A 20,079-nucleotide genomic window follows, 5' to 3' on the forward strand; every position below is an offset into this window, starting at 1 on the left:
GGAGCCGTGGGTCGCGTTCAGTACCGCGAGAAGTTGTCGTCCGGGTAGACGTACCCGTCGTCGAGGTCGACGACGTCCAGCGTCGCCAGCCGACGCAGCCGCGAAGTCGCGTCGTCCTCGTCGATTCCCAGTTCGACCGCCCGCGCGAGCACCCGATCGCGGGTCGGAACCGACTCGACCAGCCCGTCGTCGTCTAAGACCATCTCCTCGGCGACGATGGCCTTCAGGACCGCGCCGTGTTGGCGCTTCGAGGGGGTCCGGTCGGCGCCGGTCCACTCGATGGAGAGTGACCCGTCGTCGCTGACGTGCGAGACGACGAACCCGTCGGGGAGCGTCTCCGTCAGCGTGGCGACGAGCGCCGCCCGATCGAGCCGCGCCGTGAACCGATACCGGTGCCCGTCGCCCGACCGCCCCGTCACCTCGACGTTCGCCCCGTCCTGCTCGACGGCGTCGGTCACCGCCGCCGCCAGTCGCTTCCCGACGTTCGCGGCTATCCGGTCGCGCTTTTTCGCGGCCCTGGCCGCCTCTCTCGCCGACGCCTCGTAGGCTTTCATGCGTTCGTGTAGCGGCGTGTCGTCCATGCCCCCTCACTCGGTGCCACCGAATTACCTCTTGTGTTGAGCGACCGGCCGATGGTGTGACCCGCGCCGTCGACGACCGGAACAGCGCCGACCGCTCCGACCGCTCGCGGTTCGGCTCCTTCGAAGCCAGCGGGCGACCGTACGGGTTGGCGAGAATTCGAACCTGCCGCCCGGCGCTGCGGTACCGGGTACGCCGGGCGCTCGCGGCGGCTGCTGCCGTTTCGACGTCCTCCCCGTCACGCAATTTCACCGAGACCCGGAGGGCCTTAGAAAACATCAGTAAAAATATATGTTGACAAATAGGTTTTTAATGTAGAAGCATCGAGTGCGAGAGTGTCATGTCCAACATGAAAAATATTGATGGATCCGAGACTACGGACGGTGAGCCCGTGATCAGTCGTCGGTCCATGCTCGCGACCGGGGGTACCGTCGTTGCCGGAACGGCTCTCTCCGGGTGTCTCGGCGGCGACGGCGGCGACGGCGGATCGGAATCGACGACGAATATCGCGATCGTCTCCAGTCCCGCCGGGTTCGACGACAACGCGTTCAACGACTTGGCGGTCGACGGGCTCGAAACCGCACAGGAGGAGTACGACATCGAGATCAATCAGGTCGAGGAGACCGAGCAGTCGAACTACCAGTCCACGCAGTCGACCCTCGCCGAGAGCAGCGACTACGACCTCATCGTGCTGGTCTCGTACAACCACACCGAGGCCCTCACGCAGAACGCCGCGGAGTATCCGGACCAGAACTGGATGCTCATCAACGCGCACGTCGACGAGCCCAACGTGGCCGGGTACACGTGGGCCAACCACGAGATGTCCTACCTCGCAGGCGTCCTGGGCGGGACGATGACGACCGAGGAACTCTCTCACGAAGGCAACTCGAACGACCCGAGCAACGCCCACATCGGGTTCGTGGGCGGCGTCGACGGATCGCTCATCAACGCCTTCGAGCGGTCGTACGTCGCCGGCGCGGAGTGGGTCAACTCCGACGTCACCGTCGACGTCGGGTACATCGGCGATTACAGCGACACGGACACCGCTGCCAGCATCGCCTCTTCGCAGTACGACAACGGCGCGGACATCGTTTACCACGCCGCAGCGGCGGCCGGACAGGGCGTCTTCGAGTCTGCCCAAGAGAACGACCGCTTCGCGATCGGCGTCGACGCGGATCAGTCCGTGACCCTCGAAGAGTTCCAAGACGTCATCATCGGCTCCGCGGTCAAGTATATCAACGAGGGAACCCAGGAGGTCGCTTCGGCGGTCGCCGAGGGCGACTTCGAGAGCGTCACGGGCGCGAACACGCTCGGTCTCGACGAGGAGGGCGTCGACCTCGTGATCGGGCAGGCGTTCGAAGGCGAGATGCCCGATGTCGTGTCGCAGAACATTCAGGACGCGAAGGACGGAATCACGAGCGGCGATATCGAGGTTCCGTGTTCCGCATCGGGCTGTAACTAAGGCCGTCGCGGTCGCTCGTTGGCATTTATGATCACCGTACTACGAAAAGACAATGACAGCTAAGGAGACGCCACCCGCCGTCCGCATGGAGGGTATCACGAAACGGTTCGGCGACGTCGTGGCGAACGACGACGTCGATTTCACCTTGGAGAAGGGGTCGATACACGCGCTCCTCGGTGAGAACGGTTCCGGCAAGACGACGCTGATGAGCGTCCTCTACGGGCTCTACGAAAAGAACGCGGGGACGGTCCACATCGACGGAGAGCCGAAAACGTTCGAATCGCCCCGGGACGCGATGGACGCGGGCGTCGGCATGATCCACCAGCACTTCCAGCTCGTAGAGACGATGACCGTGCTACAGAACATCATTCTAGGCCACGAACCGAGCGATAACGGGTTCGTCGATACCGCGACCGCCCGGTGGGATATCGAAGATATCTGCTCGCGCTACGACTTCCACGTCGACGAGTTCCTCGACACGAAGATTCGAGATCTCGACCTGGGCGCCCGCCAGCGCGTCGAGATCGTGAAAAGCCTCTATCGCGGCGCGGATATCCTCATCCTCGACGAGCCGACCGCGGTTCTCACTCCACAGGAGATCAGCGATCTGCTCGACCTGATGGGGGAACTCGCGGACGCCGGCCACTCGCTCATATTTATCACGCATAAGCTGGGGGAGGCGCTCGGCGCGGCCGACGAGATCACCGTGCTGCGAGACGGAGCGGCCATCGGGACGGTCGACGCCGCTGAGACATCGGAAACGGAACTCGCGCGGATGATGGTCGGGAGAGAGATCCAGTTCGATCGCCCGCCTCGGGAGTCACCGGAAGGCGACGCCGTGCTCGACGTCGAGCAACTCCACGCACGGGGGAGCCGAGGTCTCGAACAGGTCAGCGGCGTCGACCTCACCGTCCAGGAAGGGGAAATCCTCGGAGTCGCCGGCGTTCAGGGGAACGGTCAGACAGAGCTGGTCGAAGCGCTGACCGGGCTCCGCGACGTCGAGTCCGGGTCCGTACGGTTGAACGGCGAGGAGATCACCGACACGAACCGCCGGCAGCGTATCGACGCCGGCATCGCGTACATTCCGGAAGATCGGACGACCGAGGGACTCGTACAGGACTACACCCTCGTTCGGAACGCGCTACTCGGGAACCAGACCGTCGACCCGTTCGTCGACAACGGGCTAATCGACTGGGAGACCGTCCACGACCACGCCGGCGACATCATCCGGGAGTACGACGTACAGCCTCCGAACGAACGCTCCGAGGCGAAGTCGCTGTCGGGCGGGAACCAGCAGAAGTTCATCGTCGGGCGGGAGATCGAACACGATCCGGACGTTATGATCGCGTCCCACCCGACGCGAGGGGTCGACATCGGTTCGATCGAGTTCATCCACGACCGGCTACTGGAACTGCGTGAGGCGGGGATGGCGATCCTCGTCGTCTCCTCGAAGCTCGACGAGATTCGGAAGCTCTCCGATCGGATCGTGGTGATGTACGAGGGCGAATTCGCGGGGGCGGTCGACCCGGTGGAAACGACCGAAGAGGAGCTCGGGATGCTGATGGCCGGCCACGACGCCGGCACCGACGACGGCGACAGCGAACCCAGCGGTGGTGTTCACTCGTGAGCCGCCTGTCGGGACGTCTCCGTGACGTCGTCGATCGGGCGGCGGGACGGATGCTGCGCGCCTCGGTCGTCGAGCGATTAGCGATCGCGACCGCCTCGACGGCGTTGGCGCTGCTGATCGGCGTTACCATCGTCGCGGCGGCCGGCTACGACCCGGTCCAGTTTCTCGTCAGCCTGATCAACGGAGCGGTCGGCGGAGAGTCGGCTATCGCACGAACGCTGCGGTTCTCGACGCTGTTCATCCTGACCGGCGTCGCGGTCGCGGTCGCGTTCCGAGCCGGTGTGTTCAATATCGGCGTCCAAGGGCAGTTCGTCGTTGGCGGCATCGCGACCGTCATGTCGATCATCTGGACGGCGCCGCTGTTACCGGAAGGGACCGTCGGCGGCGCCGGACTGATTCTGATCGGCTTCGTTGCGGGAACGTTCGCGGGCGGCGTGTACGGTGCGTTACCCGGCGCGCTGAAGGCGTACGCGGACGCGAACGTGATAATCACCACCATCATGCTGAACTTCATCGCGACCGGCGTCGTCGGGTGGTTGGTCCAGAACCCGTTTCGCGGTGAAGGGAACGCGGCACCGAACACGGAGCGGATTCCGGAGTACGTCTCCTTTCCCAGTGTCGTGTTCGACAGTTCCGGATTCTCGGTCATCGGGTTAGCCATCGCGCTCGCGACCGTCGCGGTCATCTACGTCGTGATGGAACGCAGCCGATTCGGGTACGACATGGTAACGAGCGGCTACCAGGAATCGGCGGCGACGTACTCGGGCGTCAGCGCCAAGCGGACGGTCGTTCTGACGATGACCCTCTCCGGGATGGTGGCGGGAATCGCCGGGGCGGTCTTCGCAGTTATGATTCAGGGGTACTACACCGACCCGAGCGGCATCGGGACGTACGGGTTCGACGCGATCGCTGTGAGTCTGCTCGCCGCGAACAATCCGCTCGGCATCGTTCCGGCCGGCTTGCTGTTCGGTGGTCTCGAGTCCGCCGGATCGCACATCGGGATCTACACCGACGTTCCCGTACAGCTCATCGACGGCGTCATCGGACTCGTCATTCTGTTCGTCGCCGTGCCGGAGCTGTTCCGCATGGCTGCCGTGCGGACCGGTCTCGGGGGTGACCGGTGATGAGCTTCGCCGAATACGCCAAGAGAAACAGCCTCGGAATCGCGGGTATCGCCGTTCTCGTCGCTGGAGCGGCGATAGCAGCCGTGGCGATGGACCTGCCGTTCTGGGAAATCGTTACGATCGGATTCGTGGAGCGCTCGCTCCAGGCTGCGACCCCGATCGCCCTCACGGCGATCGGCGGGCTGTACGCGGAGAAAAGCGGCGTCTTCAACATCGGCGTCGAGGGGTTCATGATCTTCGGGGCAGCGACCGCGGCGACGATGATGTGGATCATCAGCGGAGGATCCCCCGGCCAGAGCGACGTCTGGCTGGCGATCCTCGCTTCGGTACTGGTCAGTCTGGTGTTCGCCGTCCTGTTTGCCGTCCTGCTGATCAGGTACGAAGCAGATCAGATCGTCGCGGGGCTGGCGCTCTGGTTCATCGGTCTCGGATTTGGTCCGTTCATGGCGGTCCTGGTCTGGGAGAGCCGAAACAGCCCGAGCCTTGAGAGCATCAACGACCTGACCGTGCCGGTGCTCGCGGATATTCCGGTGCTCGGTCCGATCTTCTTCGACACGTCGCCGCTGGTGATGGTCACCGCCGTCTTGGCCGTCGCTGCGTGGAAGTTCCTCAACGATACGAAATACGGGTATTGGATCCAGGCGGCCGGCGAGAATCCGGAAGCGCTCGACACCGCCGGCATCGACGTCACGCGTGTTCGGTACGCCGCGGTGATATTCTCGGGCGTGATGGCCGGCTTGGGCGGTGCGGTGTTGCTCGCGCAAGCGGGATCGTTCACCGGGACCGGCGAGACGATGGTCGGCGGCCGCGGCTGGATCGGCATCGTCGCCTACCTGTTCGGGAACTACAACCCCATCGGGGCAGCCGTCGCGGCACTCGTGTTCGGCGGACTGGATATGCTTCAGATCCAGTTACAGACGGTCGGTATCAACGTTCCAAACCGACTCGTCAACCTGTTCCCGTACGCCGGCGTGATTCTCGTGCTCACCGTCTGGGGCTCCACACAGACGCCCTCTGCGGTCGGTGAGCCGTACGAAAGCGAGGAGTAACACCTTCGTCGCTTTACTTGTCCGGCGATTTTACGTTGTCGTAACCGCTGACCGTGATGGACCCGAACACGCCGACCTGTTATGGTCGAAAGTAGATTCAGTTCCCAAATCGCATAAGCTGACGAGGGTTGTCTCCTTCAAGAACGACCGGGGAACGTATGGGTTGGGGCGGATTCGAACCGCCGACCTGCTCCGTGTGAAGGAGCCGTCATAACCTGGCTAGACCACCAACCCGCTCGTGTCGAGGTATCCGACCTCCGAACTTAAGAGTTACCTTCCGCCGAATCGTTCATGTCCCACCCGCCCGGATCGCCCCCGTGACCCACGAACTCCGCTTCCTCGAACGCCTCCGCCAAGGCGTCGCGAGCCTCCTCCACGCGCCCCTGTCGCTTGTCGGGCTCTACGCAGAGCGCGAGACGCCTCGCGAGCAGTACGCGTTCACGCTCCGCGAGCCGTATCCGATCGTCGAGGCGCAGCTCCACCGACTCGGGTTCGTCCGCAACCTCGTCTCCTCGCTCAAGTACCGCGACTACGAGACGCCTCCGGAGACGACCGTCGCGAGCTGGGTGCGGTACCCCGAAGGCGCGCTCGCGAGCGACCACCAGCTCCACCTCGCGCTGTACGCCGGCGCCGACCGCTCGATGACCGACGTGTACGCCCACTGGGAGCCGTCGTGGATCCGCCACCCGATCCGGCACTACCGCGCGACCGACGTCGACGCCGAGAAGGGAATCGAGCGGACGCGGTCACTGTTCGAGGAAGCGGGCATCGAGTACGCCGTGCTACCCGCCGAGGAGCGGATCGGTCACGACGCAGCCGCCGCGTCTGGACCGCCGATCCGATAAGGAGTCCGCGGCGTGGCTACTCCGCGGCGGCGTCCTTGCCGCGGTACTCCGCGACGCGCTTCCGGGCGGACGCGACCGCCTCGCGGGCCTCGCCCTCCGCGCGCTCTTCCAGTTCTTTCAGGTCCGCTTGGAGCTTGTCCAGCCGCGAGGGTTCCGGTTCCGGTTCCTCGTCCTCGCGCCCGACGAGCTCCTTCACGCGAGCCTCGACCGGCTCTAACTCCTCGACGACCCCCGCCTTCGCGTGTTCCGCCGCTCGACCGAGGTAGTACCGTGCGTCTTCGAAGTGCTTGCTCATATCTGTCCTTTGGACGAGGGCAGATATAACCTTTGTGGCGGCGCGGCGGGGACAGGATCCCCCGGCCGGCTCACTCGCGCGCGCCGGGCGGTAGCGGGTCGGCGTGGTCGGCGATCGCCTCGGAGACGCGGTGCGGGTGTTCGTGAACCACCCAGTGGCTCGCCTCCTCGATCGCGAGCAGCCGGCCGTCGGCGCAGCGCTCGACGCTCTCGTTGGCCAGCCGGCGCGCGAGGAACCGGTCCTGACCGCCCCAAATCACCAGCGTCGGCACCGAGACCTCCGTCTTCGGCGGGTCAGGACGGTCGCGGACGATCGCGCGGTACCAGTTCACCATCGCCTCGAAGGCGCCGTCGCGGTTCCACGCCCGTCGGTACCGCCGCAGGTCCTCGTCGGTGAAGGTACCGGGCGCGCTCGTGTCGCGTAACGCGTCCGTCGCGAGCCGCCAGTTTCCGGCGCTCGCCACCGCCTCGGGGAGCTTCGGTAGCTGGAACGCGAGCATGTACCAGCTCTTGAGCCGCTGGTCCCACGAGCTGCGTAGCGCGCGCTCGAAGACGGTCGGGTGCGGGACGTTGATCGCGACCAGCTCCGAGACGCGCTCCTCGTGGCCGAGCGCGAGCCACCACGCCACCGCGGCGCCCCAGTCGTGGCCGGCGACGGCGGCCGTCTCGCGGTCGTAGGCGTCGATCAGCCCGACCACGTCGCGTGCGAGTTCGTCGATCCGGTAGTCGCGCACCTGCGACGGCTTCGCGGAGCAGTTGTAGCCTCGCTGGTCGGGGACGATGACGCGGTAGCCCGCGTTCGCGAGCGGCGCGATCGCCTCGTGCCAGCCGTACCAGAACTCCGGGAAGCCGTGAAGCAGGACCAGGAGCTTCCCGTCCTCGGGGCCGGCCTCAACGACGTGAAGCGGCACCCCGTTCGTCTCTATCGCGCGGGACCGGCCCGGCACCGACTCCGGAATCTCGTCGTCGGGGACCGGTTCCGGCAGCGCCGCCTCGTCGACCGGCCGGCCGGTGGGCGTCTCGTCCATACCGATCCCGTGCGTCGGCACCGTCAAATAGGTACGCTCGCCCGTGATGTGGGGGATCGAAATCCTCAAGCGGCTGGCAACCACCCTTCCAACTATATCCGCGAATCCCGGCGTTCGCCCGCGGTGAGCGCGTTCTCCGGGGATTCGCACCGTACCCTATGACATCCGATTCGTCGACCCCTTCAGCAGCGGACGCGGACGCGTCGAGCGACGACGCGACCGTCTCGAACGTCGTCCTCGTCACGGTAGACTCCCTTCGCGCGGACGCCGTCTCCCCGTACGACACCGACCGCCGCTCGCCGGTCATCGACGGGCTCGCAAACGGCGGCACCGTGTTCGACCGCGCGTTCGCGACGGGCAACTGGACCCCCTTCTCGTTCCCGTCGATCCTCGCGTCGGAGCCCGTGTTCGCCCGGTCGGGCGACATCGGCGTCGACGAGTCGGTGACGCTCGCGGAGGTGCTCTCCGACGCCGGCATCGCGACCGGCGGGTTCAACGCCGCGAACGGCTTCCTCACCGACCACTGGGGGTACCCCGACGGGTTCGACGAGTTCGAGCCGTTCGTCACGAGCGTCGGCTCCAGCCGCTACAGCCGGTACCTCGCCGCGCATCCGACCGTCGAGGCGTGGATCCAGCTCGCGTCCTCGCCGATCCGCCGGCTCGGCTCGAAGGTCCGCGGCGAGAGCGACGACCGCCCGTTCCTCGACGCCTCGCGCATGTTCGACGTCGAAGACGCCGCAACCGGGTTCGTCGATGACACGGACGAGCCGTTCTTCCTGTGGGTCCACTACATGGACACCCACACCCCGTACGTCCCCGCGCCGCGGTACATCCGCGAGGTCTCCGACGGCATCGTCGGCACCCACCAGATGCTCCACGCGCACGCTCGGACGAGCCTCGGTCTCGAAGTCGGCGAGCGGACCCTCCGCGAGCTCCGGACGCTGTACCAGGCGACGGTGCGACAGGTCGACGCCAGCATCGGCCGCCTGCTCGACAGCCTGGACGAGGCGGGCGTCGCCGACGACACCGCGGTGCTGCTCGCCGGCGACCACGGCGAGGAGTTCCAGGAACACGGCCACCTCGCCCACTATCCGAAGCTGTACGACGAGCTGATCCACGTCCCGTTCGTTGCCGACGTGCCCGGGCTCGACGGCGGCCGCGTCGACGGTCACGTCGGACTCGACGCTATTCCGCCCACGGTGGCCGACCTGCTCGGCGTCGACCCCGCGCCCGAGTGGCACGGCGAGTCGCTCGTGCCGGTGCTCTCCGGCGCCGACGAGACCGGATCGGCGGCCGACGACGACGCCGACGGTCCGGACGTCCCCGACGACCCCGTCGTCTCGGTGACCGTCCGCGGCGAGGAGGTGACCCAGCAGCCGATCCCGCGGTCGCTGGCCGACGGCGACCTGTTCGTCAGCGCGCGCGACGACGACTGGACGTACATCGAGAACGTCGACGCCGGCGAGCGGGAGCTGTACCACCGCCCCTCGGACCCGACCCAACAGGAGAACCTCGCGGTCGACCCGAATGAGGAGGAACAGGCGGTCATCGACCGGTTCGAGCCGGTCGTCGACGCCCACGCGGAGCTGCTCCGCGAGCGCGGTGCCGCGGCGGAAGCGGCCGCGGCCGAGCGCGCCGAGGAGGAGGTCGACGAAGACCTCGAAGCCCGCCTCGAAGCGCTCGGGTATAAGTAATGGTCCGCGCCCTGCTGCGCAACCTCGTTAGCGGACCGCTCGCGGTTCAAATGCGCCGGTTCGTAATGGTGGGCGCGTTCACCGCAGGGATACAGATGGGCCTGTTGTGGCTGTTCGACGACGTCGCCGGACTGAACTATCTCCTCGCCGCGACGATCGCCATCGAGATCACGATCGTCCTCTCGTACGTCTTCAACAACGCGTGGACGTTTCAGGCGAGTCAGAACACCGGCCTGTCCGAGTACCTCGGCGGACTGCTTAAGACGAACCTGGTTCGCGGTACCGCGTGGCCGATACAGATCGGTGTGCTCTACGCGCTCGTCGAGTGGGGCGGGATGACCGCACTCGTCGCGAACGTCCCCGCGATCCTCATCAGCGGGCTCTACCGCTTCGCGCTCGACTCGCAGTGGACGTGGGGGTGATATCCGCCTCGCCGCGTCGAGTCCATCAGAACGGGAGCCGCGGCTCGACGCGCTCGACGAGGTCGCGGACCGCCTCCTGTTTGTAGTAGCCGACCGCGGACGCGGCCACGACGAGCGCGACGAGCGCCATCGCGGAGAGGAACCGGCCGCTCGCGAGCTCGCCGCCAGCGTACACCGTCAACACGTACGCCGGGAGGCGGCCGACGGCGATGACGCCGATGAAGGTGGGCAGCGACCACTTGGTGAGGCCGCTCAAAAAGCAGATGGCGTCGTCGGGAAGCCCGGGGATGATGACGAACGCGAACAGCCCGGGAATTCCCACGGTGTCGACGAACCCGTCGAACCGCTCGATCACGTCCTCGTGGATGACGTTCTCGACGAAGGAGCGACCGTAGCGTTTCGACAGCGAGAAGGCGACCGCGCTGCCGATGAGCACGCCGGTGAGGCTGTACACCGTGCCCCAGAACGAACCGAAGAGGTAGCCCGCGACGAGGGCGACGACCTGTCCCGGGATCGGGGCGACGATGACCTGGAGGGCCTGGATGCCGATGAACACGATGGGGGCGAAGATACCGAACTGGTCGAGCCACGTCCGGAGGGCCTCGGCGTCGGTGATGAAGCCCGCGTAGCGGCTCACGAGGACGTAGAGCCCGACCGCGAGGACCGCGACGCCGACCACGGCCGCGATCCCCCGCCGGCGGTCCGCCCGCGAGGAGAAGAGTTTCATTCGTGTCGTAGCGGGTGACAGAGGGTCTTGAAGCTTACCAACGCCGGGATCGACCGTCCCGAGACGGACGCGGGGCGAGGAGGCGTCTCAATCCAGCCGCTCCGCGCTCCAGTACGCCATCCGCATCGGAATCCCCACGCCGTCGCGGTAGTCGGCGCCCTCCGGCAGGAACCGGAGCTCGTCGAGCGGACGGCGGGCGACGGCCGCCAGCCCGAGCGCGTCGACCGCGTCGTCGACGGTCGGGTCAGCGGCGACCGCGACGTCGCTCTGCGCCTCGGAGAGCACCCGACAGACCCGGCCGAGCGCCGCGTTCGGATCGTCGAGGTGGCCGTCGAGCGCGCCCAGTCGCTCGCCGACGCCCGGCACGCCGGTTTTCGAGTGTTCGAGCGGGCTGCCGTTGAGTCCGCGGAAGCACACCTCGGGGTGCGCCTCCAGAATCCGCTCTCGCGCGGCCTCGTCCTCGCGGAGGAACGCGTCGACCTCGCCGACCGCCGGCGCGATGTGGTACGACTGCCGGCTGAGCCCCTTGTCGAGGTCGGCGCGGTTCCGCTCGTTCACCGTCTCGTAGTTGGCCCCGTCCGTCGCGGCCTCGCACGCGCTCCGCGACGGGACGGGAAACACGCTGCTCGGACGCTCGGCGGCCGACCGCGCGGCCGAGTCGACGGCCTCGCGGGCCGCCAGCGTCTCCGCGTCGTGGGGGAGGCCGATCGGTACGTCGACCAGCATCCGGTCGACGCCGTCGTTCCACAGCGCTTCGAGGTCGCGTTCGAGGCGCGGCTCCGGTTCGTCGTCCTCGAACACGACCGCGAGCCACGCGCCGCCCGCCCAGTCGACGCCCGCGACGGTGTCGGGTGTCATCGATCGATCGCTCGTTCCCGTGCCTATTCAATCGGTCCGGTCCGCGGACCGATCGCTCGGGGCATAGGGCCCTGCGAGGCGCGGTCGAAGCCGCGACGCGGCGCGCTACGGCGAGACGGGTACGTCGTCTGTCACGGGAACCGCCGGGTCGACGGTCACGTCGAACCGGACGCCGCCGCTCGCGCTGTCGCCGACCGAGATGTCCCACCCGTGGGCGTCGGCGATGCGCTCGACGATAGTCAGCCCGAACCCGGTCCCGTCCGTGGCGGTCGTGTATCCCGCTTCGAACACGCTCTCGCAGTCCGTCTCGTCGAGCCCCGGTCCGTCGTCGGCGACGTAGAACCCGTCGGCGGACGCCCCGATCGTCACGGTCACGGGCGACCCGCAGTGGTCGTCGACGTTGCGGAAGAGATTCTCGAGGAGCCGCCGGATCCGGGAGCGGTCGCCGGAGACGGTTATCTCGTCGTCCGCCACGTCGAGCGTGTCGGCCGGACAGCCGAACGGCTTCCAGGCCTCCGCGGCGAGCGCGCCGACGTCGACCGGCTCCGGCTCGGACACCGACTCGCCCTCCTTCGCGAGCGTGAGCAGCTCGTCGATCATCTGCTCCATCCGCTCGTGTTCCCGTTCGAGGGCCTCGAAGTGCGTCGCCTCGCCCTCGGCGCGAGCCATCTCCGCCGCCGTCTTCGCGTTCTGGAGGGGCGTCCGGAGGTCGTGCGACACGATCGACGTGAACTCGTCGAGCCGCTTGTTCTGTCTGATCAGCTCCTCGCGCTGCCGCTGTTCGCGCGTCGCGTCACGGAGGATCCCCACGGACCCGCGGAACTCGTCGTCGAACGGGAGCGCGGCCATGTGGTCGTAACACGGCACCGTCTCGCCGTCTTTCGTGTGGATGTCCACCCCGAACTGCTGCGTCTCCGGCCCCGCGCTGGAGACGATCGTCGCGAGCATGCCGTTCGCCCGCTGGACACCCTCGTCGGACTTGATCTTGCCCGGCGGGCTGCCGATGATCGCCTCCCTGTCGTAGCCGACGAGGTCGAGGAACGCCTCGTTGACGTACTCGAACTCCGCCTCGGCGTTCACGACGTAGATCGGATAGTCGAGCGCCCGGAGGACCGTCGAGTATCGCTCCGACTCGATCTGGGCGCGGTACTCCGTCGCGGCGTGCTTGACCCGGTTGGCCAGGCGGCGGTGTTGGTCGGGGCCGCCCTTCTGGAGGTACCCGGTCACGCCGGCGTTGATCGCCTGCGCCGCGATCTCCTCGCTGCCCTTCCCCGTGTAGAGGATAAAGGGGAGGTCGGCGTAGTGATCGCGGACGGCGTCGAGCAGTTCGAGTCCGTCCGTCCCGGGCATCTCGTAGTCGCTCACGACGCAGTGGACGGACCGCTCGTCGAGCGTGTCGAGCACCGCGTCCGGACTGGCCACCGTGGTTATTTCCACGTCGCCGAGCTCCCGCTGGATGAAGGATTTGGTCAGGTCGAGAAACGCGGGATCGTCGTCGACATGTAAGACTTCGATCGACGCAGTGGCGGCTTCATTCGGGTTATCGATCGACATTCCAACTACCGATCAAGAGGGGTTCTAAACGGAAAAATATCCGGCTGTAGTGTCTCGTTTCGAGAAGCCGATCGGGGAGACAATCGGCCGCTCGTCTCGAATCTCTTACACTTCAGATCGCCGGCGACGCGACCGCGATTTCCGCCGTTTCGGCCTCCCCGCTGCGCCCGGGAAACGCACGTCTCGGAACGCGGTGGTCGGGTGACATCCGCGGCGGAACACCGCGGCTTCACCAAAGGTAGGTACGCGTCTGTAGTCGGCGGAAAATGCGGGAGAAGTGGGCCGGCACGAATTTGAATCGTGGTTACGGCCACCCGAAGGCCGAAGGATACCAAGCTACCCCACCGGCCCGCACTCGACAGAAGGCCGCTCGTTCTTTTAATCCTTCCGAAAGGGGGCGATCGAGACGGACCGGAGGGACGAGGAGTCGATAGCATATCTAGGTCATCGACGCCAGACGCGGGTACCACGAAGCCCCAGTCGCGAGGACTCGATGCGCTCGTTGCGGTCCTCAGTCGCTCGTTACACTCGCTCCCTGCGGTCCTTACGTCGCGCGTCTTCGTCCTCGCGACTGCCCCTTCGAGTCCCGCCCCGCACCGCAACCGCACCTCACGCCTCCCCAGCCTCGTCAGGCGCGTCCTGCGGGCTCCCTTCGGTCGCCCTCGTCGCGCCCGACTCCCTCGCGCGTGCTGACTCGCGCCCGTCGGGCGCTCGCAGGCACGCGCCACCGCTGCCGCGTCATCAATTATAAATCGCCGTCGCCATCTCCGTCGACTGTCCCCCCCATCTCGAAGTATCGGTCGCGATGCTTCCGACAGCCGGGGTTGAACGCGGCGCCGCAGGCGGGGCAGGCGTCGTCGTCGGCCGCGAGGTATTCGCGGGCCGTGAGCGTCGTCCCGCAGGCGCCGCACAGGACCGCCGGATCGTCGAAGCGCTCGCGGGGCCACGGGACCGCCTCGTGGTCGGCGGCCGCGTCGTGGCAGGCGTCGCAGGGGTAGTACGCCTCACAGCAGCCGAACCGGAGCGCGACCACGTCAACGGGGGCGTCCCAGTGCGCACAGCGCGTCTCTGGGTCGACGGCGACGCCGCGCAGGGGGACGTCGAAGCGCGAGTCGGTGTCGGGCGCGGTCGTCGTCTCGCGGTCGGGCGTCGACGCGTCGCCGTCGGGTGGTGTCGCGGTCATCCGTCTCGCGGTCAGTAGCTGGCGTAGCCGTCGGTGTCGAGCCAGTTGTGGACGACGGTAACGGTGTGGTCCGCGTGGAGGGGTTCGGGGCCGACGCGCAGCCGCCGCTCCGCGCGGTCCGCGATCGCGTCCGCCTCCTGCTCGGCGAAGTCGTGGTGGTCCGAGAGCACGAACACGGGGTCCGTCGGCGGCTCCGCGTCGCCCAGCGGGTCGCCCTCCTCGTGGAGCTGGACGAGCGTCCCGTCCGGACCGCGGCCGTCCCCGCCGACGAGCCGGTCGAGCGTCGCGTCGAGGCCCATCCGGCGGAGTTCGACGCCCGGAGAGACGTCGGCGGGCATGTGGCCGATCGCGTCGTCCCGCGCGGCGAGCGCGTCGCGGATCCGCGCGGCGACGTTGCGCTCGTCGGGGTGGAGGTGACGGAGCGTGTCCGAATCGAAGGTGACCGTGAACTCGTCGGCGACGACGAGGTGGACCCGGACCGCCTCGCGGATCCCGTGCGAGAGGAAGACGCCCGCGCTCACGCACCGACAGAGCAGATCGAGCCGCCCGGCCCCCGGGATGTCCGACAGCGATATCGCGTCGGGATCGGTGGGCACGTCGCGGCCGATGACGACGAACTGGCGCATATCCGGGGCTCGCCCCCGACCCTCATAAGGCGTGCGACCCAACCGCCGCCGTGAGCCTCACCGGACTCTGCCAGGTCTGCGAGGCGGCGACCGCGACCCGCACTTGCGACCGCTGCGGGCGCGCCGTCTGCGACGACCACTGGGACGAGCGGGCCCGCGCCTGTTCCGGGTGCGCCGCCGGGCGCGGGTAGCTCGACCCGGGCGCTCGGCCGAACGGTCGCGCCGTCCGCGACCTACCGGTGCCGGTTCAGCCGCTTTCTGAGCCGCTTCGCCGCGTCGCCCGCGGCGCCGAAGTACGTCGCCTCGTCGCCGGGGCGGCTCGACTCCTCGCCGGCGAAGATGATCCCCCGCGAGGAGTTCACGAGCCCCACGTCGACCGGGAGACCGGGGCGCTCCGCGAGCCCGTGTTGGACCGCGGCCTCGGCGTCGCCCCCCTGCGCGCCGACGCCGGGCACGAGGAAGGGGATCTCGGGGACGATCTCGCGGACCGTCTCCAGCTCGTCGGGCGTCGTCGCGCCCACGACGAGGCCGACGTTGCCGTTCGCATTCCAGGTGTCCGCGAGCGCGGCGACGCGCTCGTAGAGGGGCTCACCCGAGGCAAGTTCGAGGTCCTGGAGGTCGGCCCCGCCCGGGTTCGAGGTGCGACAGAGCGCGAACACGCCCTTGTCCGCGCGGTCGAGGAACGGCTGGAGCGAGTCGCGTCCGAGGTACGGGTTCACGGTGATCGCGTCGACGTGGTCGAGGACCTCGGCGTACCGCCGCGCCGTGTTGCCGATGTCGCCGCGCTTCGCGTCGAGCAGGACGGGGACGCCCTTCCCCTCGGCGTACGCGGCGGTCTCGCGGAGCGCGCGCCAGCCGTCCGGGTCCTCGTAGAAGGCGGCGTTCGGCTTGTAGCAGGCGGCGTGCTCGTGGGTCACGTCGATGATCCGTCGGTTGAACGCCCACCGCGGGAGGTCGGCGTCGGTCACGGTCTCGGGGAGCCGGCTCGGGTCGGGGTCGAGCCCGACCGAGACGACGCTGTCGACCGCGTCGATCCGGTCCGCGAGCGTCTCGAAGAAGCCCATACGCGCCCTGCGGCGGGGGGCCCACTAACCGTTGTGTTCCGCGGTCGCCCGCGACCGGGGTGTTCGTCGGTCGAACGTACCGGACGGTCCGACGTATGTGCCGATCGGGGGATCCCGTAATAACAGGATACACCAGTCGGCCCCTCGTCGGTCGCCACACGCATGGCCGGTAGCACTGGCGGTGGCCTTCGGGAGTCGCTCTCCGGACCGATCCTGAAGTACTACGCCTACAAGGCGACGAAGGCGGTCGAGTTCTACCGGCCGATCATGTACCTCTTCTTCCTGGCGCAGGATATCTCCTTCACCCAGATCGCCGTTCTGGAGGCGCTGTACAACCTGACGACGCTGTTCGGCGAGATCCCGACCGGCTACGTCGGCGACCGCGTTGGGCGTCGCAACAGCCTCCTCATCGGGACCGGGCTCATCTCGCTGACGCTCCTCGGTATCGGTTTATCGAGTTCGTTCCTCCAACTGGCCGTCCTCTACGTCTGCTGGTCGCTGGGGTACAACTTCCGCTCCGGAAGCGAGGACGCGTGGCTCTACGACACGCTCACCGACGACCTCTCGGAGGACGAGTTCGCCCGCGTCCGGGGCCGCGGGGAGTCGGCGGCGCTGGCCGTCGGCGCCGTCGCGGCGATCCTCGGCGGGTATCTCGGAAGCGTCGACCTCTCGTACCCGTGGTTCGTCGCGGCGGGCGTGACGAGCCTTGGGGTCCCGGTACTGCTCACGCTCGACGAAGCCGAGACGTACAGGCAGACCGATACTGGCGACCTGAGCCTCCGCCGGACGGTCGGCATCGTGAAAGACGTCCTCTCGCGCCGTCGGTTGCGGTCGTTCCTGCTGTACTACTACGTCCTGTACGCCGCGGTCACGTACCTCGTGTTCGTCTTTCTCCAGCCGATCTTCGAGACCGTCGTTCTCGACCTCGGGATCCGGCAGCCGCGGGTCGAATCGCTGCTGGGGTGGTTCTACGCGGCGTACAGCCTCGTCGGCGCGGTGCTCACCTACTACACGGGTGCTATCAGGGAACGGATCGGACTGCGGACGTGGTTCCTCCTCCTGCCGTTCGCCGTCGGCGGCGCGCTGATCGGGATGTACTTCGTCCCGGTGCTCGCGCTCCCGACGTTCCTCCTGATCCGCGGGGTGTCGGACGTCACCCGGTCGTTCGCCGGACAGTACATCAACGACCGGGTCGAGTCGCTCGGCCGGGCCACCGTCTTGAGCGCGATGGCGATGGTCAGCGGTCTCGCGGTCGTCCCGTTCCAGCTCGGCAGCGGCCTCCTCTCCGACGCCGTCTCCCCGCTGTTTGCGCTGGGCGTTGGCGGCGCCATCCTCGTCGTCGGGGCGACGGCCATCTTGCTCTGGGAGGTCCCCGTCGGCGACGACGCGGTCGACGCTCCGAACGACGACCGGGCGTGATCGGCGGCCCAGTCCGTGCGAAACGCCGGCGACCTAACAGGAGCAGTAGTACTCGCGGTCGACGAACTCCGTCTCGAACAGCTTCGCGGCCGGTCCCGGGTCGGAGGGGCGGTAGACGCCGGTCGTCAGGGTCCCCTCGTGCTCGAACGCGCCGGAGACGAGCCGGCGCCAGTCGGCGGCCGACAGCTGGTCCCAGAACGCGTCGTCGCCAGCGAGCAGCGAGAGGTAGTCGCGGAGGTACACCCACCGCGTCGGCTCGATCCCGCCGGACGCGTAGGTCGCGTCGGTGACCGCGGCGTACGCCGCCATCGGGAGGTTCGCGCCCGCGGCGACCGGCATCGAGATCCACTTCCACGGCCGGGTGTTGACGTCGAGCAGCAGGAACTCCTCGCGGGCCTCGTCGTAGACGAACTCGGACTCGCTGATCCCGTGGTAGCCGGCGTCGTCGAGGACGGCGAGCGCGCGCTCCTCGATCGCGGGCTCGTCCGCGGTCTCCACGAGACAGGAGGTGCCGAAGTTGCGCGGGTACCGCACCGCGGCGTTGCCGACGACCGCGAGCGCGTCGTCGCGCCCGGACGGTGGCACGTACGACGCCAGCGAGTGGTCGCGGCCGGTCGCGATGTCGACGCGCCGCTGGGCCATCACGGCGATCCCCTCCTCGCTCGCGGCCGCGACGACGTCGGCGAACTCCTCGCGGTCCGCGACCTCGATCACGTTGGTGCCGAACGCCTCCTCGAAGTCGCGCTTGAGCTCCGGCTTCACCACGAGCGGGAAGCCGAGCGCCGCCGCGGCCTCGTCGACCGTCGCGTCCGCCTCGCGCGTCCCCGCGGCCGCGGTCTCGGCCAAGCGGTACGTCTCCGGGTAGGGGACGCCGAGCCGCTCGCAGGTCGCGTACAGCTCCGACTTGTTCAACACGTCGTCGAGCGTGTCGCTGCCGGCGAAGGGGAGCCGCACGCCGTCGGGGTCGGCCTCGGCGTACGACAGCGCCCACTCGTCCATACAGCCGAACGCGACCGCCTCGGTGCCCGCGGCGTCGACGATCGCCTCCACGTCCTCGCGGAACCCGTCGAGGTCGTCGAGCGGGTACGTCACCGCGCCGGCGAAGTCGACCGCGTCCGACGGCGGCGCGAGCCCGTCGTGGGTGACCGTCCCGTTCTCGGCGCCCCCGTCGGCGGCGTCGCCGCTGGCCCGGTCGAGCGCGATCACTGGCACGTCGTGGGCGTCGAGCGCGCGAGCGACGCCGAGCCCGGTGATGTGCGCGTTGCTGACGAGCGCCGGCGGCCGCTCGAACTCGGCGTCCGCGAGCGCGTCGATCAGTCCCTCGGTGGACCGAAAGGTGTCTGCCATACCCGGTCTCGGCGGTCGACGCACAAAAGGGACCGACGTACCGGCTCGCTGTGCCCGTATCGGTGACGCGGGCGACGAGGTCCGCCACGACGCCGAGGGCGGGACCCGCGCGGGCGACGCGAGCGGCTTTTCAGGGCGCGTCGCCTCCGGATCGGTATGCGCGAAACCGAGGGCGACGACGCCGAGAACGCCGACGGCGAGGGCGACGGGCCGACCGACGAACTCCCCGACCGGGTCCGGCGGGCGTTCGCGGACCACGGCTCCTTCGAGCGCGACGGCGACGGGTGGGTCTCGACGACGACCGCGTTCGACGGGCGCGTCCGCGCCGAGCCGGCCGAAGAGGGGAGAGTCGAGTTCACGGTCGCCGTCCGCGTGCCGACGCTGTCGGCGGTCACCGCCGACGAGGTCGCCGACGTGGTCGAGGACGGCTGGGCCGACACGTTCGAGCGCCGCGCGGTCGACGTCGGCGGCGTCACCCGGAAACGGCGGGAGTTCGATCCCGTCGTCGAGCGCGAGGGCGACGAGATCGCGGTCATCTACGAGCTCGCCGACATCAACGAGCGGCGCGGGGTCGACGACGCGGGCGCGCTGATCGACTTCGTCGAGGGGACGTACGTTCAGGGCGTCATCCCCGGCTACGAGTACACGGCGCCCGTCTCGGACCTGCTCTCGGCCGCGCGCCAGCAGGGCGGCGGCGGGCCGGTCTGAGGGACCGCGGGCCGGTCAGCGGGAGGGCCGGCCGGGCCGACGGGGCGGCGGCCGGGCTGCGGCCGATAGGGGGAAGTGTCGGCGGTCCGTACGGCGACCATGCTCGCGCTGTTCGGGTTCGGCAGCCTCCTCGCCTTGGTGGCGTTCCACACGTTCCTCGCCGGTGTCGCGACCCGTTTCTTCCGGATTCAGCTCTCGACGTCGTGGGGGTCGGTCGTGTACACCCTCGTGTTGACTCCCCTGCTGTTGCTCGTCTCGACGCTCGTGTTCACGGGCGCGCTCGGCGTCGGGACCGGGATCAACGTCGGGAGCTCGACCATCCTGCTGGCGCTGCTCGTCGCGCTCCCGCTGGCGCTCGGCGTCGCGATCGACTACCTCTACGTCCCGTCGCCCGACGAGTACGAGCTGCCGGACACGCGCTGAGAGCCCTCGGACTCGCGCTGAGAACTCCGGATACCGCTGAGAACGC

The 20,079-nt window shown here is 68.2% G+C and carries 21 protein-coding genes and 2 tRNA genes; 11 read left to right on the forward strand and 12 right to left on the reverse strand.

All coding sequences use genetic code 11. From position 1 onward, the window contains the following. Positions 1–17: 17 nt before the first annotated feature. A complete protein-coding gene (locus C466_RS04430; protein WP_004598958.1) occupies positions 18–581 on the reverse strand; it encodes a hypothetical protein in 564 nt (187 codons plus the stop codon). A gap of 407 nt (positions 582–988) precedes the next feature. On the opposite strand from C466_RS04430, the gene C466_RS04435 reads away from it, so the two are divergent. The 4 genes from C466_RS04435 (at position 989) to C466_RS04450 (ending at position 5,841) form a co-directional block, all read left to right on the forward strand. Beyond that, positions 989–2,041 carry a BMP family lipoprotein gene (locus C466_RS04435; RefSeq protein WP_004598959.1) on the forward strand — a complete coding sequence of 351 codons (1,053 nt, stop codon included), beginning with the start codon at positions 989–991 and terminating at the stop codon, positions 2,039–2,041. A gap of 85 nt (positions 2,042–2,126) precedes the next feature. Beyond that, positions 2,127–3,668 carry an ABC transporter ATP-binding protein gene (locus C466_RS04440; protein ID WP_004598960.1) on the forward strand — a complete coding sequence of 514 codons (1,542 nt, stop codon included), beginning with the start codon at positions 2,127–2,129 and terminating at the stop codon, positions 3,666–3,668. Positions 3,669–3,718: 50 nt separating this feature from the next. After that, on the forward strand, positions 3,719–4,792 hold the full coding sequence (locus tag C466_RS04445; RefSeq protein ID WP_004598961.1) for an ABC transporter permease: 1,074 nt from the start codon (positions 3,719–3,721) through the stop codon (positions 4,790–4,792). Then, positions 4,792–5,841: an ABC transporter permease gene (locus C466_RS04450; RefSeq protein ID WP_004598962.1), complete on the forward strand. Its 1,050-nt coding sequence runs from the start codon at positions 4,792–4,794 to the stop codon at positions 5,839–5,841. The genes C466_RS04445 and C466_RS04450 overlap by 1 nt, the downstream gene beginning before the upstream one ends. A 159-nt stretch (positions 5,842–6,000) precedes the next feature. Here C466_RS04450 and C466_RS04455 read toward each other — a convergent pair. Next, positions 6,001–6,075, reverse strand: a tRNA-Val gene (locus C466_RS04455). An 83-nt stretch (positions 6,076–6,158) separates the two neighbouring features. Here C466_RS04455 and C466_RS04460 point away from each other — a divergent pair. Then, positions 6,159–6,686 carry a hypothetical protein gene (locus C466_RS04460; RefSeq protein WP_004598963.1) on the forward strand — a complete coding sequence of 176 codons (528 nt, stop codon included), beginning with the start codon at positions 6,159–6,161 and terminating at the stop codon, positions 6,684–6,686. Between the two features lie 16 nt (positions 6,687–6,702). Here the strand turns inward: C466_RS04460 and C466_RS04465 are convergent, their stop codons facing one another. Together C466_RS04465 and C466_RS04470 are read right to left on the reverse strand one after the other, a co-directional pair. Beyond that, positions 6,703–6,981: a DUF7553 family protein gene (locus C466_RS04465; RefSeq protein ID WP_004598964.1), complete on the reverse strand. Its 279-nt coding sequence runs from the start codon at positions 6,979–6,981 to the stop codon at positions 6,703–6,705. Positions 6,982–7,051: 70 nt separating this feature from the next. Beyond that, the gene (locus tag C466_RS04470) at positions 7,052–8,008 is read right to left on the reverse strand and encodes an alpha/beta fold hydrolase (protein WP_004598965.1); all 957 of its coding nucleotides are present in this window, start codon (positions 8,006–8,008) and stop codon (positions 7,052–7,054) included. Between the two features lie 158 nt (positions 8,009–8,166). Between C466_RS04470 and C466_RS04475 the strand changes: the two genes are divergently transcribed. Both C466_RS04475 and C466_RS04480 read left to right on the forward strand, forming a co-directional pair. Next, positions 8,167–9,702: a sulfatase-like hydrolase/transferase gene (locus C466_RS04475; RefSeq protein WP_004598966.1), complete on the forward strand. Its 1,536-nt coding sequence runs from the start codon at positions 8,167–8,169 to the stop codon at positions 9,700–9,702. After that, complete coding sequence (locus C466_RS04480; RefSeq protein ID WP_004598967.1) at positions 9,702–10,124, forward strand: GtrA family protein; 423 nt, start codon at positions 9,702–9,704, stop codon at positions 10,122–10,124. Before C466_RS04475 ends, C466_RS04480 begins: the two co-directional genes overlap by 1 nt. 25 nt (positions 10,125–10,149) lie before the next feature. Here the strand turns inward: C466_RS04480 and C466_RS04485 are convergent, their stop codons facing one another. From C466_RS04485 to trmY, 6 genes are all read right to left on the reverse strand, one after another. Then, positions 10,150–10,851, reverse strand: coding sequence for a TVP38/TMEM64 family protein (locus tag C466_RS04485; RefSeq protein ID WP_004598968.1), 702 nt, complete (start codon positions 10,849–10,851; stop codon positions 10,150–10,152). Positions 10,852–10,938: 87 nt separating this feature from the next. Then, positions 10,939–11,709: a DUF429 domain-containing protein gene (locus C466_RS04490; RefSeq protein WP_004598969.1), complete on the reverse strand. Its 771-nt coding sequence runs from the start codon at positions 11,707–11,709 to the stop codon at positions 10,939–10,941. A gap of 105 nt (positions 11,710–11,814) precedes the next feature. Beyond that, positions 11,815–13,263 carry a sensor histidine kinase gene (locus C466_RS04495; RefSeq protein ID WP_004599586.1) on the reverse strand — a complete coding sequence of 483 codons (1,449 nt, stop codon included), beginning with the start codon at positions 13,261–13,263 and terminating at the stop codon, positions 11,815–11,817. A 278-nt stretch (positions 13,264–13,541) separates the two neighbouring features. After that, a tRNA-Pro gene (locus C466_RS04500) sits at positions 13,542–13,614 on the reverse strand. A gap of 394 nt (positions 13,615–14,008) precedes the next feature. Beyond that, entirely contained in the window at positions 14,009–14,446 is a 438-nt protein-coding gene (locus C466_RS04505; RefSeq protein ID WP_004598971.1) for a CHY zinc finger protein, read from the reverse strand. An 11-nt stretch (positions 14,447–14,457) separates the two neighbouring features. Continuing rightward, positions 14,458–15,072 (reverse strand): tRNA (pseudouridine(54)-N(1))-methyltransferase TrmY, encoded by a 615-nt coding sequence (gene trmY / locus C466_RS04510; RefSeq protein ID WP_004598972.1) that lies wholly within the window; start codon positions 15,070–15,072, stop codon positions 14,458–14,460. Positions 15,073–15,122: 50 nt separating this feature from the next. On the opposite strand from trmY, the gene C466_RS16900 reads away from it, so the two are divergent. After that, positions 15,123–15,263, forward strand: a complete 141-nt coding sequence (locus C466_RS16900) for a hypothetical protein (protein WP_004598973.1) — start codon at positions 15,123–15,125, stop codon at positions 15,261–15,263. A 42-nt stretch (positions 15,264–15,305) separates the two neighbouring features. Here C466_RS16900 and pyrF read toward each other — a convergent pair whose 3' ends face one another. Beyond that, positions 15,306–16,136 (reverse strand): orotidine-5'-phosphate decarboxylase, encoded by an 831-nt coding sequence (pyrF, locus tag C466_RS04515; RefSeq protein WP_004598974.1) that lies wholly within the window; start codon positions 16,134–16,136, stop codon positions 15,306–15,308. 162 nt (positions 16,137–16,298) lie between these two features. On the opposite strand from pyrF, the gene C466_RS04520 reads away from it, so the two are divergent. After that, positions 16,299–17,555, forward strand: coding sequence for an MFS transporter (locus C466_RS04520; RefSeq protein WP_004598975.1), 1,257 nt, complete (start codon positions 16,299–16,301; stop codon positions 17,553–17,555). 33 nt (positions 17,556–17,588) lie between these two features. Here the strand turns inward: C466_RS04520 and C466_RS04525 are convergent, their stop codons facing one another. Beyond that, the gene (locus tag C466_RS04525) at positions 17,589–18,902 is read right to left on the reverse strand and encodes a carboxylate--amine ligase (protein WP_004598976.1); all 1,314 of its coding nucleotides are present in this window, start codon (positions 18,900–18,902) and stop codon (positions 17,589–17,591) included. Positions 18,903–19,058: 156 nt separating this feature from the next. Here C466_RS04525 and C466_RS04530 point away from each other — a divergent pair, with 156 nt between their 5' ends. Together C466_RS04530 and C466_RS04535 are read left to right on the forward strand one after the other, a co-directional pair. Further along, a complete protein-coding gene (locus C466_RS04530; protein WP_004598977.1) occupies positions 19,059–19,610 on the forward strand; it encodes a DUF5813 family protein in 552 nt (183 codons plus the stop codon). 99 nt (positions 19,611–19,709) lie between these two features. Next, on the forward strand, positions 19,710–20,033 hold the full coding sequence (locus tag C466_RS04535; protein ID WP_004598978.1) for a hypothetical protein: 324 nt from the start codon (positions 19,710–19,712) through the stop codon (positions 20,031–20,033). Positions 20,034–20,079: the final 46 nt, after the last annotated feature.

Origin of the sequence: Halorubrum distributum JCM 10118 (genome assembly GCF_000337335.1) — an archaeon.
GTDB lineage: Archaea > Halobacteriota > Halobacteria > Halobacteriales > Haloferacaceae > Halorubrum > Halorubrum distributum.

Excerpts from the sequence above, each read along its gene's own strand:
- C466_RS04430 (WP_004598958.1), bottom strand. The coding sequence starts at position 581 with ATGGACGACACGCCGCTACACGAACGCATGAAAGCCTACGAGGCGTCG.
- C466_RS04435 (WP_004598959.1), top strand. The coding sequence starts at position 989 with ATGCTCGCGACCGGGGGTACCGTCGTTGCCGGAACGGCTCTCTCCGGG.
- C466_RS04440 (WP_004598960.1), top strand. The coding sequence starts at position 2,127 with ATGGAGGGTATCACGAAACGGTTCGGCGACGTCGTGGCGAACGACGAC.
- C466_RS04445 (WP_004598961.1), top strand. The coding sequence starts at position 3,719 with ATGCTGCGCGCCTCGGTCGTCGAGCGATTAGCGATCGCGACCGCCTCG.
- C466_RS04450 (WP_004598962.1), top strand. The coding sequence starts at position 4,792 with ATGAGCTTCGCCGAATACGCCAAGAGAAACAGCCTCGGAATCGCGGGT.
- C466_RS04465 (WP_004598964.1), bottom strand. The coding sequence starts at position 6,981 with ATGAGCAAGCACTTCGAAGACGCACGGTACTACCTCGGTCGAGCGGCG.
- C466_RS04470 (WP_004598965.1), bottom strand. The coding sequence starts at position 8,008 with ATGGACGAGACGCCCACCGGCCGGCCGGTCGACGAGGCGGCGCTGCCG.
- C466_RS04475 (WP_004598966.1), top strand. The coding sequence starts at position 8,167 with ATGACATCCGATTCGTCGACCCCTTCAGCAGCGGACGCGGACGCGTCG.
- C466_RS04480 (WP_004598967.1), top strand. The coding sequence starts at position 9,702 with ATGGTCCGCGCCCTGCTGCGCAACCTCGTTAGCGGACCGCTCGCGGTT.
- C466_RS04485 (WP_004598968.1), bottom strand. The coding sequence starts at position 10,851 with ATGAAACTCTTCTCCTCGCGGGCGGACCGCCGGCGGGGGATCGCGGCC.
- C466_RS04490 (WP_004598969.1), bottom strand. The coding sequence starts at position 11,709 with ATGACACCCGACACCGTCGCGGGCGTCGACTGGGCGGGCGGCGCGTGG.
- C466_RS04495 (WP_004599586.1), bottom strand. The coding sequence starts at position 13,263 with ATGTCGATCGATAACCCGAATGAAGCCGCCACTGCGTCGATCGAAGTC.
- C466_RS04505 (WP_004598971.1), bottom strand. The coding sequence starts at position 14,446 with ATGACCGCGACACCACCCGACGGCGACGCGTCGACGCCCGACCGCGAG.
- trmY (WP_004598972.1), bottom strand. The coding sequence starts at position 15,072 with ATGCGCCAGTTCGTCGTCATCGGCCGCGACGTGCCCACCGATCCCGAC.
- pyrF (WP_004598974.1), bottom strand. The coding sequence starts at position 16,136 with ATGGGCTTCTTCGAGACGCTCGCGGACCGGATCGACGCGGTCGACAGC.
- C466_RS04520 (WP_004598975.1), top strand. The coding sequence starts at position 16,299 with ATGGCCGGTAGCACTGGCGGTGGCCTTCGGGAGTCGCTCTCCGGACCG.
- C466_RS04525 (WP_004598976.1), bottom strand. The coding sequence starts at position 18,902 with ATGGCAGACACCTTTCGGTCCACCGAGGGACTGATCGACGCGCTCGCG.
- C466_RS04530 (WP_004598977.1), top strand. The coding sequence starts at position 19,059 with ATGCGCGAAACCGAGGGCGACGACGCCGAGAACGCCGACGGCGAGGGC.
- C466_RS04535 (WP_004598978.1), top strand. The coding sequence starts at position 19,710 with ATGCTCGCGCTGTTCGGGTTCGGCAGCCTCCTCGCCTTGGTGGCGTTC.